At 37.7% G+C, this 17943-nt stretch carries 18 protein-coding genes and 1 other RNA gene; 5 read left to right on the plus strand and 14 right to left on the minus strand.

Features of this window, described 5'->3' with window-relative positions; translation table 11 throughout:
* The first annotated feature begins 251 nt into the window (after positions 1-251).
* From EPL02_RS02800 to EPL02_RS02815, 4 genes are read left to right on the plus strand one after another with little or no spacing between them, the layout of a single operon-like run.
* Positions 252-1349 carry an ABC transporter ATP-binding protein gene (locus EPL02_RS02800; RefSeq protein WP_094909618.1) on the plus strand — a complete coding sequence of 366 codons (1098 nt, stop codon included), beginning with the start codon at positions 252-254 and terminating at the stop codon, positions 1347-1349.
* A 24-nt stretch (positions 1350-1373) separates the two neighbouring features.
* Positions 1374-2609: an ABC transporter substrate-binding protein gene (locus EPL02_RS02805; RefSeq protein ID WP_094909617.1), complete on the plus strand. Its 1236-nt coding sequence runs from the start codon at positions 1374-1376 to the stop codon at positions 2607-2609.
* Complete coding sequence (locus EPL02_RS02810) at positions 2593-3543, plus strand: carbohydrate ABC transporter permease (protein ID WP_131886946.1); 951 nt, start codon at positions 2593-2595, stop codon at positions 3541-3543. The genes EPL02_RS02805 and EPL02_RS02810 overlap by 17 nt, the downstream gene beginning before the upstream one ends.
* Before the next feature lie 12 nt (positions 3544-3555).
* Entirely contained in the window at positions 3556-4368 is an 813-nt protein-coding gene (locus tag EPL02_RS02815; protein ID WP_094909615.1) for a carbohydrate ABC transporter permease, read from the plus strand.
* Between the two features lie 13 nt (positions 4369-4381).
* Here EPL02_RS02815 and EPL02_RS02820 read toward each other — a convergent pair whose 3' ends face one another.
* The 14 genes from EPL02_RS02820 to EPL02_RS02885 form a co-directional block, all read right to left on the minus strand.
* Entirely contained in the window at positions 4382-4861 is a 480-nt protein-coding gene (locus tag EPL02_RS02820; RefSeq protein ID WP_094909614.1) for a hypothetical protein, read from the minus strand.
* A gap of 105 nt (positions 4862-4966) precedes the next feature.
* Complete coding sequence (locus tag EPL02_RS02825) at positions 4967-6112, minus strand: THUMP domain-containing class I SAM-dependent RNA methyltransferase (RefSeq protein ID WP_094909613.1); 1146 nt, start codon at positions 6110-6112, stop codon at positions 4967-4969.
* 165 nt (positions 6113-6277) lie between these two features.
* Entirely contained in the window at positions 6278-7942 is a 1665-nt protein-coding gene (locus tag EPL02_RS02830) for a glycoside hydrolase family 13 protein (RefSeq protein ID WP_094909612.1), read from the minus strand.
* Between the two features lie 137 nt (positions 7943-8079).
* Positions 8080-8706, minus strand: coding sequence for a response regulator (locus EPL02_RS02835; RefSeq protein WP_094909611.1), 627 nt, complete (start codon positions 8704-8706; stop codon positions 8080-8082).
* Between the two features lie 22 nt (positions 8707-8728).
* Positions 8729-9757 (minus strand): sensor histidine kinase, encoded by a 1029-nt coding sequence (locus EPL02_RS02840; RefSeq protein ID WP_094909610.1) that lies wholly within the window; start codon positions 9755-9757, stop codon positions 8729-8731.
* The gene (liaF, locus tag EPL02_RS02845) at positions 9754-10470 is read right to left on the minus strand and encodes a cell wall-active antibiotics response protein LiaF (protein ID WP_094909609.1); all 717 of its coding nucleotides are present in this window, start codon (positions 10468-10470) and stop codon (positions 9754-9756) included. The genes EPL02_RS02840 and liaF overlap by 4 nt, the downstream gene beginning before the upstream one ends.
* Positions 10471-10594: 124 nt before the next feature.
* A complete protein-coding gene (locus tag EPL02_RS02850; protein WP_094909608.1) occupies positions 10595-11218 on the minus strand; it encodes a PspA/IM30 family protein in 624 nt (207 codons plus the stop codon).
* A 12-nt stretch (positions 11219-11230) separates the two neighbouring features.
* The gene (locus tag EPL02_RS02855) at positions 11231-11581 is read right to left on the minus strand and encodes a lmo0954 family membrane protein (protein ID WP_094909607.1); all 351 of its coding nucleotides are present in this window, start codon (positions 11579-11581) and stop codon (positions 11231-11233) included.
* A gap of 193 nt (positions 11582-11774) precedes the next feature.
* An RNA gene (rnpB, locus tag EPL02_RS02860) (RNase P RNA component class B) lies at positions 11775-12160 on the minus strand.
* A 68-nt stretch (positions 12161-12228) separates the two neighbouring features.
* Positions 12229-12564, minus strand: a complete 336-nt coding sequence (gene gpsB, locus EPL02_RS02865) for a cell division regulator GpsB (protein WP_094909606.1) — start codon at positions 12562-12564, stop codon at positions 12229-12231.
* 103 nt (positions 12565-12667) lie between these two features.
* The gene (locus EPL02_RS02870; RefSeq protein ID WP_094909605.1) at positions 12668-13219 is read right to left on the minus strand and encodes an SLOG family protein; all 552 of its coding nucleotides are present in this window, start codon (positions 13217-13219) and stop codon (positions 12668-12670) included.
* Positions 13220-13291: 72 nt separating this feature from the next.
* Positions 13292-13678 (minus strand): spore coat protein, encoded by a 387-nt coding sequence (locus EPL02_RS02875; protein ID WP_061785359.1) that lies wholly within the window; start codon positions 13676-13678, stop codon positions 13292-13294.
* 352 nt (positions 13679-14030) lie between these two features.
* Complete coding sequence (locus tag EPL02_RS02880) at positions 14031-15284, minus strand: ribonuclease H-like domain-containing protein (RefSeq protein ID WP_131886947.1); 1254 nt, start codon at positions 15282-15284, stop codon at positions 14031-14033.
* 9 nt (positions 15285-15293) lie between these two features.
* Positions 15294-17564 carry a DEAD/DEAH box helicase gene (locus EPL02_RS02885; protein ID WP_131886948.1) on the minus strand — a complete coding sequence of 757 codons (2271 nt, stop codon included), beginning with the start codon at positions 17562-17564 and terminating at the stop codon, positions 15294-15296.
* A gap of 107 nt (positions 17565-17671) precedes the next feature.
* Here EPL02_RS02885 and EPL02_RS02890 point away from each other — a divergent pair, with 107 nt between their 5' ends.
* Positions 17672-17923, plus strand: a complete 252-nt coding sequence (locus EPL02_RS02890; RefSeq protein WP_025909359.1) for a hypothetical protein — start codon at positions 17672-17674, stop codon at positions 17921-17923.
* The last annotated feature ends 20 nt before the right edge of the window (positions 17924-17943 follow it).

The raw sequence follows: 17943 nt of genomic DNA on the forward strand, positions 1-17943 counted from the left end.
AAAACAGTTATAAGATTATTGTATACAGAACTCTGTTCGTTTATTCATAGAAAAAGGTTATTTTAAAAAACACACTTGACAGATAAGAATAATAGACTTTAAAATACATATAAATTTGAAAATTAAAACTTATTAAGAATGCTTACCGGTCAACCGAAAGCTTCTAATAGTCCTTAGGAAACCTTTTTCTTAATGGACTGTTAGAAGCTTTTATTTTTTTCAAAATAAAAGCTTCTGAAAAGGAGATGCAGATGACTACTTTACAACTCGAACATATTTACAAACGCTATTCTCCATCATTAAATGCTGTTGAAGATTTTAATCTTAAAGTGGAAGATGAAGAGTTTATCGTGTTTGTCGGACCCTCAGGCTGTGGAAAATCGACAACCCTTCGTATGATTGCTGGCCTTGAATCCATATCTGAAGGCGCTCTTTTCATTGGTGGCAAGCAAGCAAATGACCTGCCTTCAAAAGAACGGGATATTGCAATGGTGTTTCAAAACTATGCTTTATATCCGCATATGACAGTATATGATAACATCGCGTTCAGCCTGCAAATTAGAAAGTTTCCAAAAGGTGACATTCATGAGCGGGTGGTGCACGCAGCTAAAATATTAGGCTTAGAAGATTATTTAGATCGAAAACCTCGAGCGCTGTCTGGTGGTCAACGCCAACGTGTCGCTCTAGGCAGAGCGATTGTTCGTCAGCCTCAGTTATTTTTGATGGACGAACCATTATCAAACTTGGATGCTAAGCTTCGTGTACAAATGAGAGCGGAAATAACCAAGCTTCACAAGGCCCTAAAGGCAACCGTTATTTACGTCACTCACGACCAAACAGAAGCCATGACAATGGGAACTCGTCTAGTCGTAATGAAAGATGGAAAAATCCAGCAAGTGGGTACGCCTAAGCAAGTCTATACACAACCAGCTAACCTATTTGTAGCAAGCTTCATTGGAGCTCCTGGCATGAACTTTATTAAAGGAATTATAAAAAATGAACAGTTTGTGTTTGGTGAATATGTTCTCCCACTTTTACCTTATCAAGCTGCTCAGCTACATAAGCAAGGCTACAACAATCAAACAGTAATCCTCGGTATCCGTCCTGAACATGTAACAATCAGCATGAAAGCAGAAGCTCATTCTATCCGTACACAGATTGCAGTAGCTGAGCTTTTAGGAGCTGATTACATTGTATATACCGAGGTAAATGAGCAGCAATTAACTGTGAAAGTTCCTGCAGATTATACGCTGCAGACAGGCCAAGATATTCACATTACCTTATTACTTACTCACGCGCACTTTTTTGATTCAGACTCAAGTGTCCGAATTGAGATAACTGAAAATTAACCTTACAAAAAGGAGACTTATTTTATGAAAAAACTATTAATGCTATTTTTAACACTCTCTATCTTAATTGCAGGGTGCAGTAAAAGCAGTGAATCATCAGGAAAAGCCGATCAAGTTACTATTAACTTTACTCACTGGCGTGGAGAAGATACAAAAGCGTTTAATGAAATTATTGCAAAGTTTGAAAAGGAAAATCCAACTATAAAAGTAGATATGACTATATTTCCTTCTGACTCTTATCAGTCACAAATTCAGGGCTCTTTATTATCTGGAGAAGGAATTGATGTTTTCGCAAGCTTTCCAGGTAGCCAGTTTAATACCATCCAAAAAGCTTCAGGGTTTGCAAAGCTAACAGATGAAAAGCTATTGTCATCTTTTGATGAAAAGTTAATTCAAGTTGGAAAAGTAGAAAACGACCAATATGCCCTTCCTTATCAACTTGTTTACAATATTCCTGTGTACAATAAAGATATTTTCAACAAATTAAACTTAGAGGTCCCTAAAAACTGGGATGAATTTTTAACGGTTTCAGAAACGCTAAAGAAAAATGGCTACACGCCGATTTTATTCTCTGGTGATGTGAGTCCATCTCAATTTATTAATCCAATGATTATGAACAACCAACCGACTGAAAATGCGCTTCATGAAGTTGAACTAGGTAAGCGCAAGCTAACGGATGATTGGTACGTAAAAACACTTTCTCAGATTAAAGAACTAAATGATAAAGGGTATTTCCAAAAAGATGCTCTAGGTACAAAAAAAGAAAGTGCTGCGGCGCTTTTTGCTCAAGAAAAAGGTGCGATGCTTGCACAAGGATCTTACATGATGGCCACTGTCAAACAGCAAAACCCTAAAATTAATCAAGGATTACTCGCTCCAATTACTGTTGATGAAAAAGATGCAGTTTATGAAGGTGTTCATACCACTACATTTTTGCTTGGAATTGCTGAAAAATCAAAACACAAAGAAGCTGCAGAAACATTTCTAGCTTTTCTAGCTGAACCTGAGATTGCATCGGAATATGCTAACGCAACTGGACAGCTTTTAACTACAAAGGATGTAAGCTATGAGTCTCCTGAGCTAGAAGAAAGCGCAAAGTGGACTGAAAAGAAAACTGTATTCCAGCCTCGCTTTACCATTTTAAATGAACGAGTTACTAAGGCTGTAGAAACGTCTGTACAGGATGTTTTATCGGGAGTTAGCCCTACAGAAGCAGCTAAAAAAGCACAAGGAGAGGTTGATCGTGTCATTGCACAATAACATATCATTGGCGACAGAAACAGAGAAAGCACCCTCTTTCTCTGCTTCTGTTCTTTCTTATCTTCGTATTTCAAAACTAGGTATTTGGTTATTCATTCTTCCAGGTGCCGCTCTTTATAGCATATTTTTTGTTTTTCCAACAATAGCCGCTTTGTTCTTAAGTACAACGGACTGGAACGGCTTGTCTACTTCTTTTTCATTTATAGGAATTGATCATTTCATTGAACTATTTTCGCGGGATGCTATTTTTAAACAATCTATTTCAACAAACCTGAAATTCACGCTTACTGTGCTTATTTTCCAAACAGCTTTAAGCTTATGTCTAGCTTTACTTCTTTATAAAAAGTCACGCTTAAACACATTCTATCGTGCTCTATTTTTTGTACCTACTATTATTTCGTCTGTTTCAATCGCATTCACATGGAATTTTATGTACGACCCCAACATAGGTGGCCTTAATTTATTCTTGACTAAAATTGGCTTAGCAAATTTAACACAGTCATGGTTAGGTAACGGAAAAATAGCCATTTTCAGCTTGGCATTTGTACAGTTTTGGGCACATACCGGGCAAATGCTCATCATCTTTGTGGCAGGGATTCAAGCTATTCCTAAAGAGTTATTTGAAGCAGCGAGTATTGATGGTGCTTCAAAATGGCAGGTTTTTAAACGTATTACGTGGCCACTTCTAGCACCAGCGACCATTATGGTTGTGGCTTATACAACTATTCAAAGTTTTAAAGCGTTTGATTTAATCTTGGCTATGACCAACGGTGGACCTTCAAACGCAACTGAAATTCTATCTACCTTTTTATATCACGAAGCCTTTATTAATTTCAGATTTGGCTATGCTTCAGCGGTATCAGTTATTTTCATGCTGATTATCGGGCTATTAACGTTTTTACAGTTTAAAATTTTGAAGCTGACAAAAATATAAAAGGAGATTTTTATGTTTTCTAAAGTATTTAAACAACTCACGCTCTTAGCTTATAGCGTTATCATTATTATTCCATTAACGCTTGTTCTTTTTACAACCTTTAAAACGACGCCAGAGTTATACAATAGTCCCATCGGTCTTCCAACTAGTTGGAAGCTTGAGAACTATAAACATCTGCTTATTTCAGAACCTCTATTTGGCTATATGAAAAACAGTACAATTGTTACTGTAATTAGTACATTTTTTATCTTGCTACTGGCGAGTCTAATTGCTTACGCTATTGTGCAACTTCCTAAAAAATCTGGATGGATTGTTTATAGTTTCTTTATTGTTGGCATGATTGTTCCAACACAAGTAATTATGATCCCTGTCTTTTTGCTAATGAACATGCTAAATTTGTTAAATACGTTAACAGGGGTCATTCTAGTGTCGATTAGCTTTTTATTACCAATTGGTGTTTTTATCATAACGGGCTTTATGAAGACTCTTCCGAAAGAACTGTTTGAAGCCGCTCGTATAGACGGAGCTTCGGAATGGAAAATTTATAGCAAGGTTGCCATACCGCTTTCTATTCCGTCTCTCGCAACGGTAGGAATTTTTTCTTTTGTTATTGTTTGGAACGATTTACTCTTCCCTCTTCTATTATTGAAATCAAAAGAAGTAAAAACCTTACCAATAGCACTGCTAGACTTCCAAGGGGAATTCTTGACAAACTATCCCATGCTCTTTACAGCGGTAGTGCTATCATCTATTCCTTTAATTATTGCGTACTTATTCTTGCAGCGCTTGTTCATCGCTGGCATGACGGCTGGTGCAGTAAAGTAAAGAGGGTCCATCATCATGATGGACCCTCTTTATTAGACTTTTCAACGATAAAATACTGAAATCCATACATCAATACAGCTTTAAAAAGAAAAATGCCAAGAAGTTGCGGCTTTTCAACCGTTCCAAATTGAAACATCTTAAGTTTCTTCGTCATGGCCTGAAATGGATAAATAAAAAGCCAATCAGCGATTAAGTTCAACAGCATATATAGGCCAAATCTTCCATATGTAAGTCTCATAATCCACAAAGATCCTGGAATGAAAGGTCCCAAAACCAGCGCCATTTCTCCCGTAAGATAGCGTAAAGGAGGCCTTGGAAACGACCACCATTTAAATTTTTTAGCCACGAAGCTTTCTATAAAAATAAATACAGAAATGAATCCAACTGCGTATTTATATTTTTTAATGTATTTTGCACCTAAAAAAGGAACTGTTAACCAAGATAAAACAATCATACTACCAAAGAATATTTTTGCTTCTTTAAATATCTTCAACTGCTCCCACCTCTTTTAGTAGTATGTACAGAATAATTTGGATTATTGAAGATTTCCCATAAAAAATACACATGCTAAGAAGTAAGCATGTGTATTCCAGTTAGATTAATTTGTTTTACGAGGTGGACGAGGTCCCCAATACTGGTAATAGTCAGTTTTAATAAATCCGTTAAAAAGTTTACGTTTTTTAGTCGCGGGCTTGCCGTAATACTGTTCAAACTGCTCATGAGACGTCAGCATGAAAACAGACCATGTATCAAGTTTTGCAAACGCATCACCCATCTCTGCGTACATCGTTTCGACAGAAGGGCGATCGCTTAGACGCTCCCCGTAAGGTGGGTTTCCAACAATAATTCCATATTCTTTTGGAGTCGTGAAGTCACGCACCTGCATTTGCTTAAATTGAATTAAGTCTCCTAGGCCAGCTTCAAATGCGTTTTGCTGCGCTACTTTTATCATACGATGATCAATATCATGCCCAGCAATATCTAGCTCTTGATCATAGTTTGCTAATTCTTCTGCCTCATCGCGTGCTTTATCCCAAATTTCTTGAGACATCCAAGGCCACTCTTCTGAAATAAAGTCACGATTAAAGCCAGGTGCAATGTTTTGACCAATTAACGCTGCCTCTATCGCAATCGTTCCCGAACCACAGAATGCGTCAACAAATGGACGATCGGGATTCCAAGGCGTCAGCATAACCAATGCTGCAGCTAGCGTCTCTTTTAACGGTGCATCACCTTGTCCAACGCGATAGCCACGCTTGTGCAAACCTGCTCCACTTGTATCAATTGTGATTGTTGCAATGTCTTTTAGCAGTGCTACTTCAATTTTAAACGTAGCCCCTTTTTCTTCAAGCCAACCTGTTGTGATGTTATAATGCTTTTTCATTTTATCAACGATTGCTTTTTTTACGATACTTTGGCAATCAGACACGCTAAAAAGCTTTGACTTTACCGATTTACCCGACACCGGAAACTCCGCATCCACCGGTAAGTAACGGCCCCAATCAAGGGCTTTTGTTTTTTCAAATAATTCATCAAACGTACGTGCTTTAAATTGACCAACTTCAATTTTCACACGATCTGCCGTGCGCAGCCATAAATTTGCTCTCGCAATGGCTAATTCATCACCTTCAAAGATGACTTTTCCATTATCTACTTCACATTCGTAGCCTAATGCACGAACTTCTTTTGCTACAAGTGATTCAATTCCCATTGCAGCGGTTGCAATAATTTTATACTTTGTCATTTTTCAACCTCATTTTACTCTCTAATAATGAATACTACGTGTAAAAGTACCATATCCACTTGCGGTAGTCAAAAGCTTTCAAAAAGAAAATGCTTAAACTAATTAGAAAAGGCCCACATATGTGAGCCTCAAAATAAGCGCAATCGTTTGCACTAACCTTTATTATTATACAAAATAAACACGCGTTTCGTATGGTTGTAATGTAAACTCTTGAACCATCTCATCGGTTGCTACTTGATAATTGTGAATAAGCAGTTCTTCTTCTTTAACCTTCACTTCTTTTGGCAACTTAAATTCTTGCTGCTTAGAAGATACGTTACATATAACAATTGCTTTTTTTTCATCTAGCGTACGCGTATATGCATAAATTGCAGGATGATTTTCTAGCAATAAATCATACGTTCCGTAGACAAATACTTCATGCTGTTTACGTAACGCCACAAGCTTTTTATAGAAATTTAAAATCGATTCTTCGTCTGAAATCTGCTTCTCTACATTAATATCAACATAGTTTGGATTTACTTTCATCCAAGGTGTTCCTGTTGAAAAACCAGCATTTTTCGTACGATCCCACTGCATTGGTGTACGTGAATTATCACGACCTGTTTCCCAAATCACTTTCATGATTTCTTCATGATCCTGACCTTTTGCACGTTGAATACGATAGTAATTTATCATGCCTACATCATTATAATCTTCGATGCGATCAAACTTTACGTTTGTCATTCCTAACTCTTGGCCTTGATAGATAAAAGGTGTACCCTGCATTAAGAAATAGAGTGCAGCTAAGCATTTTGCACTTTCTTCACGGTATTTCATGCTACCGAACTTATTGATTGAACGAATGTGATCGTGATTCTCAAGATAAAGTGCATTCCAACCACCAATTTGTGCTAAACCTTTTTGCCAATTTGTTAAGATTGTTTTGAACTGAACTAAATCTAAAGGTTCACTTTCTCCTTTATCCCAAAGTCCCATGTGTTCAAATTGAAAAATCATATCAAACTTACCGCTCTCAGCGCCTACCCATTCGTCAGCATCGTCCCACGTAACGCCATTTGCTTCACCAACTGTCATAATATCATACTTAGCAAATGTCTCTTCTTTTAATTCTGATAAATGTTCTTGAATACCAGGACGATTCATGTGGCCTTCAAACGAAGGTACATAATCTAAACCTTCTGGATTTGGTAAGTCTGGAAAACCAGGTACTTTTTTAATGTGGGAAATAGCATCTACTCGGAACCCATCAATTCCTTTATCCAACCACCAATTCACCATATTATATAGCTCTTGTCGAACCGCTTTGTTTTCCCAATTTAGGTCGGGCTGTTTCTTTGAAAATACGTGCAGATAATATTCTTTCGTCTCGTCATCAAACTCCCAAGCAGAACCATTGAAAATGGACTCCCAATTGTTTGGTTCATTGCCATCATTACCTTCATGCCAAATGTAATAGTCACGATAAGGATTATCTTTTGAAGAACGCGCTTCAACAAACCAAGGATGCTCATCAGATGTATGATTAATAACTAAGTCCATAATTAATTTCATATCTCGTTTATGAACTTCCTCTAACAGTTCATCAAAATCTGCCATGGTACCAAAATCACTCATAATATCTTGATAGTCACTAATATCATAACCATTATCGTCATTTGGTGATTGATAAATCGGACAAATCCAAATAACATCAATCCCGAGATCTTTTAAATAATCAAGCTTTGAAATGACGCCCTGAATATCACCAATTCCATCTCCGTTTGAATCTTTAAAGCTACGTGGATAGATTTGATACGCTACGGCTTCCTTCCACCATTTCTTTTCCATTTGTTCAACTCCTCACAACATTCCCTACAAGTAAGCGCTAGCATATAAAGCGCTACCATCATTTTATACTGAAATGCAATAAAAAAACAGCTATTTTATAAAAAAAAGAAGCGAAGGTTTCAAGGAGACCTTCGCTTTTATTTAATTAACTTATGTTGAAAAGCATAGATAACCGCTTGCGTGCGATCTTGTACATCGAGCTTACTTAGTAAATTGCTCACATGAGTTTTGACCGTTTTTAACGCAATAAATAGCTCATCGGCAATTTCTTGATTTGTTTTCCCCTGTGCCATAAGCAACAAGATTTCCATTTCACGTCCAGTTAACAACTCGTGCGGAGAAGAAGGACGACGCATTCTCGTCATCATTTTTCCGGTTACCTCTGGCTCAAGCACAGTCTCTCCTGCATATGTAGCGCGAATAGCTTCCGCAATTTTGCTCGCTTTAGACGTTTTTAACAAGTAACTAGATGCCCCTGCTTCAAGTGCTGGATACACTTTCTCATCATCTAAAAAGCTCGTTACAATGATGATTTTAGCTTCACTCCACTGATCAACAATGAGCTTTGTTGCTTCAATGCCATCCATACCATCCATCACCAAATCCATTAAAATGATATCTGGACGATGCTTTAGTGCTTTCTCTACCGCTTGCTCACCGTTAGCAGCTTCGTCGACAACGTGAATATCTGTCTGAGCAGACAAATACGCTGAGACGCCTATTCGTACCATTTCATGATCATCAACTAACAATACGTTAATCAAAAACAGCTCTCCTTTCTTTTGTCTATTCGTTTTGGATAAGCGGAACCTTTACTTCTAATTTCGTTCCTTGATTTGGTAAACTAACAATTTTCAAGGTAGCCCCTACTTCAACGGCTCGTTCATGCATATTTTGCAATCCATAAGAGCCTACCTTTTCCATTTCCACATCAAAGCCAATCCCATCGTCTTCAATGCGTAGAATAACCAAGCTATCACGCTGAACGAGCAATACCTTCAACATTGATGCTTTAGAATGCCTCAACGCATTGGAGACAGATTCTTGAGCAATTCGAAATAGATGGTCTTCTACTCCTTTATCTAACAAAAATTCTTCCACATTCCACTTCAGCTCCATCGGAACTTTTTGGGCTAATTCTAATAAAAGCTCTGCAATTCCTTCTTGTAACGACTTGCCTTTCAATGCAGCCGGCCGCAAATGTAATAGTAGTGCCCTCATTTCTAGCTGAGACTGATTGATCATTTCTTCTACCATTTTCAACTGCTTGCTCTGGGGAGAATCTTCATTCGTTGATTCTGTTAAAGCTGACATGAGCATAGATGCGGCAAAAAGCTGTTGACTCACAGAATCATGAAGCTCACGAGCTAATCGATTTCGTTCTTGCATAATGACTTCTTGAACTCGCTTTTGCTGATCTTCAACTTTTTCATTAGCCATTTTTTGCGACTGTTCCACCTGTTCACTCATTAAGCGCTGAATTTCTTTTGCATTAGATAAAATACTTTCTACCTCTTGAACCGTTGTTTTATCATTCCGGTCTTGATATTGCCGATTTTTCATCTCACGTAATCGATTCTCAACCACTTCAAGCTGCTGTCTCCAAAACAAGCCAGAAACGCCACCGAAAACTGCTCCCACTGTTAGGCTACTCGTTATGGAAAAAAGAATAAACGGAACGTCAAATACTTCTCGTTCCCATAGCTCTGTAAACTGTTGGATTGGAAATGCCATAAATACGCTAATCATTATTGTAATAAACGTTGTGAAAGCGACTGTGATTCCCCATAGTAACTGGCGCTGAATAACGCTCATATCCGCTTCACCTCTAAACTTCCAACCCCCATTGAAACCATCACTTTGATTTTTTGTGATGCCTTATCAAATTCTGGGGTTTTCATATATACGTTTTGAAGTGGAGCGAAGGGTTGGACATGATCAAAAATGGCAACTGCTCCAGCCATAGAAGAGTGATTAACTGAAATTTCTGTTTCATATGGAACGAAGATGGTTACATTCCCAGCTAACTGTCGGATAAAAATAACCGATTCTCCTTTTGGAAGTACAGTAAAGCTAAGGTCAATTATCACATCGCTCCATACGTTTTGAATATTAATGTCGCTCCATTCATAAACGTTTTCGTCTGTGCGCTGTCGTGATACAAATGAATTCTTCAACAGCTGCCTTTGTGTTCGCAGCGATTCTCGACTTTCCGTTAAAGGCGTAATATATACTGGTTCTTTTTTAGATTTAACAAAATGAAATAAATAATAGAAAAAGATTGCAATAACCAAGAACTGAAATGCGACTGTATTAATTAAGTTTAAAATAGCACCAATAATTCCTATCCAAAATAAGATTTTACCTGACCGCCTTGGCAGACGCTTTCGGCCTATATAGATAAAAGCACCAGCAACAAGGAGTGCAAAAATAAACCCGCTATGAAAAAAGACAACTTCAACAAATAAAATAAAGATCGCTGTAATGATTATGAGATTGAAGTATCCATTGTCTACAATTCTTTTCATGCCGTTCTCCTCCTTTCGCTTCGCAGTGCGTTTCCTTTTGATGAAAAAGGCGCAGCTACTACTACGCCCTTTTTAGAATATCACGTTTTGTCTATGAGATTACATTTTTTTATCCTAATTACACTTATTTTGCTTCTTTTTGTAAAGCTGCAATTTTGCTATCAATTGTTTGACGATAATAATCAGTATTAATTTGATTTTCTAATTGATCAATATAGCGTTCGATATCCGAAAACTTAGAATATTCATCCGATGCTAGTTCATCGTTGTTTAAAATTGTGTTCATTCGATGATTTGCTCGCGCAACGTTTTCGCGCCCCATCAGTTCCATTCTACGAATATGCATATCCTTCAGTTTATGCTTCATCTCTTCGTATTTACGCTCTAGTTCATCAAGCTGCTTAGTCACATGCTGAATGGATACGTTTAAACGTTCTGTACGCTCTTCATATTGAGCATGCTCTTTTTGAACAAATTCATACAGGTCATTTTCTTGAGCTTGCAGAGCTACTTCCGCTTGCTGTTGGCGCTTTTCTTTCATTGACTCTGCTAGTTTATATTCACGCACAAGCTGCTCTTTTAATAGATGCTGACGCTCTACTAGCTTTCTAACTCGCTCTGTTTCTTCTTCGGACTGACGCAAATAATAATTCAAAGCTGCAATCGGGTTTTTTTGCTGTTTTTGATCAAGCATATTGTGTAAGTCTGATGAGATTGATTCTTTCATGCGTGTAAAAATATTTTTCATAGTGTTCACTCCTTAATAAGATTGTTTATTTAACTCTGTCCATTGGTTTTCAAAGTTTTGAAATGGATCCTCTGTTTTAGTTATTGTTACTTCACTGTCGTTCCACTTGGTGTATACAAAGTAAAGCGCAATCGCTGCTAATATACCAAAAAATGCTGGCACGTTAGCAATCATGCTCAAGATAACAATCACACCAAGCACTGCAAAAGCTGCTTTCTTAAATGAAGATGTTGCCTTTACTACCTGCTTCCATACACCATATAAAATAACAAGCCCTAGCAGCATTAGCATCATCGGTCCTAAGTTAGCAATAAATACAACCGCTGCTGTTAGGCCCAAAATAAATAATCCAAATTTTTTCACCGTGTTGCCTCCTTTCTTTTTCTATTCTCATCTTACCTACAATTCTTTCTTTCCAAAACGAGCTTAAGCTGGATTTTCATCTAAGACCTGAGGCTTAGAACAGAAAAAAGAACACAAAAAAGCTCTTCATGATATGAAGAGCTGGTGCGAATATATTTGGTTAACAACTAGTGTCGACTGCTGTTCAATAGCGTTCTGTAAGCCATGTTTTGTTCCTTTGTACTACAAGCGGCTAGCTACCTCGTACTCCGGTGGTAATTATCTATCTACAAAATGCATGCATTTTGTCCTTCCCTCTGTTCAATTCCTTCAGGAAAGTTCCCCTACCATTATTTGGGTTTCTCGCTCGTGGGGTTTACCTCGTTCCACTCTCATTATTTCTAATGAGACTTCGTCACTGTGGCACTTTCAGAGTATTCAAGCCATATCTTATAAAGACTTAGGCTTTTTCCTCGCCGTTAGCAGTTACGCTACCCTAGCTTATGACTTCACTAGGCACGAACACTACAAGCATCTCAGCCTGTGCGAGCATGGACTTTCCTCTACATCTTCAAAGAGATGCAGCAATTACCCAAACGCTATTGATTACGACCTTTCTAATTATAATAAAAATAGGAGTTAATTGCAACTCCTATTTTTATTATTCATCATTCGTATAACTTGCTACCAAATACGTGCTTCTCAAGATTAGACAAACGTTTTAAAATATCAAAGTTTGTCGTACCAGCTTGCTGCTGTGCTGGTGGCGGCGTGTACGAAGATGCCGTTGTGGATTGTGGACGTTTTGATAACTCTTCCACTTGCTTTTTCAAGCGTAAATTTTCTGCTTGTAATAACTCAATTTCTTCATGAAACGCTTCATAATCTTTAATAATGGAGTCTAAATATTTATCGACTTCCTCTTGATTATAGCCTCTCATTCCTGTTTTAAACTCTTTTTCCAAAATTTCTTTTGCTGTTAAACGAATCTTATCAGCTAACATTTCAATCACCTCGAATACAATAAACCTCTTGTTTATTATAAACCATTTTTTCAGAAATAGCTCAACTTGTCAATTTATCTTGTAAAATGTTTTTCAATATTGTTTAAAAAGATGAAAACTTCTCCTCTTCAACTATATCTTGTAAATCATAGGATGTAATTGTGATGATTGGATAATCGCTCTTTTCAGCCTTATCTTGTGCTACCTTTAACATGAATTTCGGACTACCCTCATGCTCTTCATCATATACAATGCAAATGCCATCACTTTTTTCAATTAAAAATTGATTTTTCAAGCGGAACTGATTAGGACTTTCATACTTCTTTTTTGTGATACTATCCACAAAATCAGCCTGACTCAGAATAAATTCATAAAGTTCTTTATTCGCTTCGTTCCACTTTTCTTCCTGATCTAAAAAAGGGGTTAATACACCAAGCTGTAACTGAGGGTATTCGAGCTGTAAATCAAATACTACTTCCGCAGCCCACAATTCTACACCGAGCTGACCGCTGATTAACACCCATTCAAGTCCTTCTTCAATAAGAGGTACCAAGCGCTTCATGATTGCTTTTTTTATGTATGAAATACCAGGGTGCTGATCATTAAAAATCCCTAATTCAAATGGTTTATAACCTGAAATCGTTAGCACTTTCATCGTGTAAGCACTCCTTTAAACATAAGAATAGGAACTGAAATGTTCAGTTCCTATCAATTCATTTATTTCTTATTAAAATCTTCTTTTTGCACCTGGATATCCTGGCATCATGCCGTTTTCCATTGCTCCAGCTACTTGATTGCCTTGACCTGGCATCATACCTGGCATCATGCCTGGCATTTGAGCACCAGCTACTTGATTCGGCATTCCCGGAGACATTGCCCCACCTACTTGTGTAGGAAATTGTTGCGCACCACCAAAGAACTGTTGGCTTGTTTGTTGATTTACAACAGATTGTGTTTGTGGAAAATAGTGTACATGTTTAAAGTTCGTTTGATTCACTAGCGTATTATGGCTTGGATGAATATGAGGTACAACTACCTCCTGATTGTTAAACTGTGTACAACATTTTGTTGGATGCACGATTGGTGGCATGCACTTTACTGGTCTTGGATACATGCTGTTTTCCCCTTTCACTGTTTAGTTATTACATTACTACAGTATGTGATAAGGGGTGTACATGTACTAATGTAAACACCTATTTTTCGAAAACTACATCAAAGAAAAGTACGTGTTTTTCATGCTACTAAAAATAATTACCGTCAAACAAACAACTGCGAAAAATGATACTAAAATGACATTTTTCATATTACTTCTCTCCATCTCACCAAAGGTCTATATTTCTGATATAAATTGCTAAAAAAACAATACAACGTCTTATTTTATCAACGTCTGAAAAATAGAACAATATTTAAAATAGAGAAAACGAAAATTTAATAATTTGGAATTTTCAGTAATAAATTGACAATCATTATAAGTTAGAAATATATTTAGTATACTTATCTTTAACCCGATTAACTCGCTTATACAGGGCTTGTATTTTATCATTTTCAATGAACGCTTTTTCTTCTGTCAGCTTTAAGGCCTTTTCTGCATAAAATACCCCACGCTCATAGTTTTTAAACTTATGTTCATATAATTTAGCAAGCTCAACAGCTGCTTCTATTTGAAGAAGCACTGGCGCATTTGACGCAACATATAAAAACAGCTCTTCTGCCTTTTCAAATTGCTTGTTACGCTTATGCTCAAAAGCAATAGCTCGAATCGCTTTGTATTCTTCATCACTTTTTGCACTAGCTACGTCTTCATACAAAGAGAGAGCTTCTTTCTTCTCACCGAGCTGCTCGTACCAACGAGCGACTTCGAACTTTTCTTTCAAAGTAGCTTGATGTTCAGAGAGAAGCTGCTTTGAAAGGTGAATATAGAGCGTAATTAAAGAAAGAATATCTGACTCATTATGATCCATTACTTCAAATAACCCTTGAGGATTTTTGCTTTCTATGAAATCAAAATAGATCATTGGTGCTAAAAAACCTGGAACATCGTTAACGCGGTCAACGCCTAGTACTTCTTTTTCAACATTTGCAAGCTTAACGGAATCCATTTTATGTTTCCATAGCCTTCTTGAAGCGTGTAGTAAATCAAAATGCCCAAACTTAGGAAGGTTCGGTAAATGGTCTCTCAACAAGGTGTGCCTTGTTTTTACATGAGGCCAATCAAAAGACTTCCCGTTGTAGGTGACAAGAGTTGTATAATCCACGGCTCTTAAAAAACTTTCGTAAAACGCAACTTCACCGCTTGGCTCCGTTAACACATGCTGCCTAAATACCACTTCATTTTCTAACACCTGTGCATAGCCCAGTAAAAAGATGGTTGTGCCTGTTCCCGTACTCAGCCCGGTCGTTTCTGTATCAAAGAAAAATAAATCCGACATTGTATGCCCTTTTGCAGAAAGTGGATGTGACAGCGGAGACTTATTCCATGCTTCTACCACTTTTTTTAGTTCTGAAAATGCATAATGTCCGTGCTTGTGGTCAATCGGATAGCGTACTTCCCGAATCATACAGTAGTTATTCTCGCTAAAATAAGGTTTAGCAAACCTTTCATTCCACTGCTGTTCATAGGCTATTTGCTGATGATCACGCGGCTCACTTTTTAAAACGGGCACTTTTTCTTCCACATGTAAATGCTTTTTCATTCGATTAAGCTTATTTTTTAACGACATTTCTTGCACCTACCTTGCTAGTAATAGCTGAAGCAATGAGAGCGCGTCCTGTTTAGCATGTTCACCTTGTCCTTCTAATCCGATACAGGATGGGCAGCCACTTTCACAGTGACAAGTAGCAATAAGTTGCTGCGCTTCTTCCAACACTTCTTTCATTTGTTCATACACTTTATCACTAAGTCCAATGCCTCCGGGGTAGCGATCATATAAAAAGATGGTTGGTTCTTCATTATGAACGGCTTTCACTTGCGGAACAACATGTAAATCAGAAGGATCACACATAACCATTAACGGTGCAATTGACTGAATGGTGGTAGCAACCGATAATAGAGCTTGCTCTAACCTTTCTTCTGACTCTTGAAATACTTCTTTTGAAAAACTAAGCCAAACAGCATTTGTATGCAGTTCTTCCTCAGGTAAATGAATTGGACCTGATCCAATATTTTCATGCGTCTCAAATTTAATCTTTTTAAATATGGTAGCCATCGCGCTTACCATTACATCGCCGTACCCCATCGTATAAGAAGATGCTTTCGTTTCTTTATCGGCTTCCAACACTTTTAAGTTAACAGCCAAATTAGCATCTGTGAAATAATCAGCGGTGACCTCACGTACATACGCTTTTTTCTCATCCCAATCTAAATACTCAACTTGATATTGAATACCCTGATGCAAATAAATGGCTTCATCATGTAAAAGCGTCATTGCACTGAAACGATCCATCTCTCCGATGACCTTTACGTTAGCGATATCTGACTGATCAATAATAACGACATTTTCTTGAGAAGCAGATCGTAAACTGATATTGTGAGCTGGAAACGAATCATTCATCCAATACCACTTATCACCGCTTAGGTGAATTACGCGCTCTTCTCCTAAAAACTCCAATACGTCTTCAATATCTACACCGTCAAATGTTTCTCCTTGCTTAAAAGGAAGCTCATACGAAGCACACTTTAAATGATCTACTAAGATAACTAAATTATCAGGATTAATGCGTGCTGTTTCAGGGTTGCGACTAAAGAAATATTCCGGATTTTGAATCATATACTGATCCAGCGGACTCGAACTAGCAACCATTACAATAACAGCTTCTCCGTGCCTGCGTCCTGCGCGTCCAGCTTGTTGCCAAGCACTTGCAACCGTTCCAGGATAACCTGTCATCACACATACTTGCAGCTGTCCAATGTCTACCCCTAGCTCCAGTGCATTTGTGCTAACTACCCCATAAATCTCCCCACTGCGCAGCCCCTTTTCAATTTCACGTCTCTGCTTAGGTAAATAGCCTCCTCTGTATCCTTGAATCGCTTTACCTTTCAGCTGATTTTTCACAAGCTCTTGTAAGTACGTAAGGATAATCTCAACCCGAACACGACTTCGAGCAAAAACAATTGTTTGAATTTTATTCTTCAGAAACTCTCCTGCAATGTTACGCACCTCAAGAGTAGCGCTTCTTCTAATATTTAACGGTTTGTTTACAACAGGTGGATTGTAAAAGATAAAGTGTTTCTTTCCACTCGGTGCTCCGTTATTATCGACAAGCTCCACCTGCTCTCCTAAAAGATGCTCAGCTAGCTCTTTCGGATTGGCAATGGTAGCTGAAGTACATATAAATACCGGCTTACTTCCATAGTAGCGACAAATTCGTTTCAAGCGCCGAATAACGTTTGCTACATGACTTCCAAATACGCCTCGATACGTATGAAGCTCATCAATAACGATATACTTTAAATTCTCGAACAATGATACCCATTTTGTATGATGAGGTAAAACAGCAGAGTGAAGCATATCAGGGTTTGTAATGACAACATGACCTGCTTTTCGCACTTTTTGACGAATATTAGCAGGCGTGTCTCCATCATATGTGTAGCTATTAATTGAAGTGTCCATTTCTTCAATCAACTCATTTAGCTCCGTCTTTTGATCTTGTGAAAGAGCTTTTGTTGGGAACAAATATAGCGCACGTGACTGCTCATTTTCCATAATACTTTGAAGGACAGGAAGGTTGTAACAAAGCGTCTTTCCTGAAGCAGTAGGCGTAACGGCAACTACATTTTTCTTCTCATACGCATATGTAAAAGCAGTAGCTTGATGCGTATAAAGAGATAGAATTCCTCGCTTTTCTAATCCCTCACGTATTTTCTCATGAATTTGTGAAGGAAATGGGTTTGTTTGGGCTTCTTTTTCTTCAATTGTATGCCAATGAACGATGTTGGATTTAAACTGTTTATTCGTTTGCAACACGTTCATTACTTCTTGTAAATTTTTACGTATTTTCATCTTCATCACCTAGCTTTATTTTAACGAATCTAAGGCCTGTTTCAAATCATTAGTTTTTGTATGTTTTTTCAAAAAAGGGACATCGTAACAACTAGGAGGTGGACAACATGGGAAATCCGTATTTATGTCCAAGCTGTAAAACAAATCGAACGCGCTTTAATATCATTGAGCAAAAAGCGACGGCGGTCAAATTAGATCCTCGCTCTGGTGATGTTGTAACAGAATATACCAATGATTCACTAGATGCTTTCCATGCCCCATACCGTGGCCCAGAACGTCGCATTCAGTGCGCAGCATGTGGTTTAATTGAAGATGAATATACATTTGTAAAACACGCTGAAAGCAAGCAACTATCTTAAAAAATACCGCCATAGAGGAA

This window comes from Bacillus sp. CBEL-1 (assembly GCF_004348885.1).
Taxonomy (GTDB): Bacteria; Bacillota; Bacilli; order Bacillales; family Bacillaceae_H; genus Priestia; species Priestia aryabhattai_A.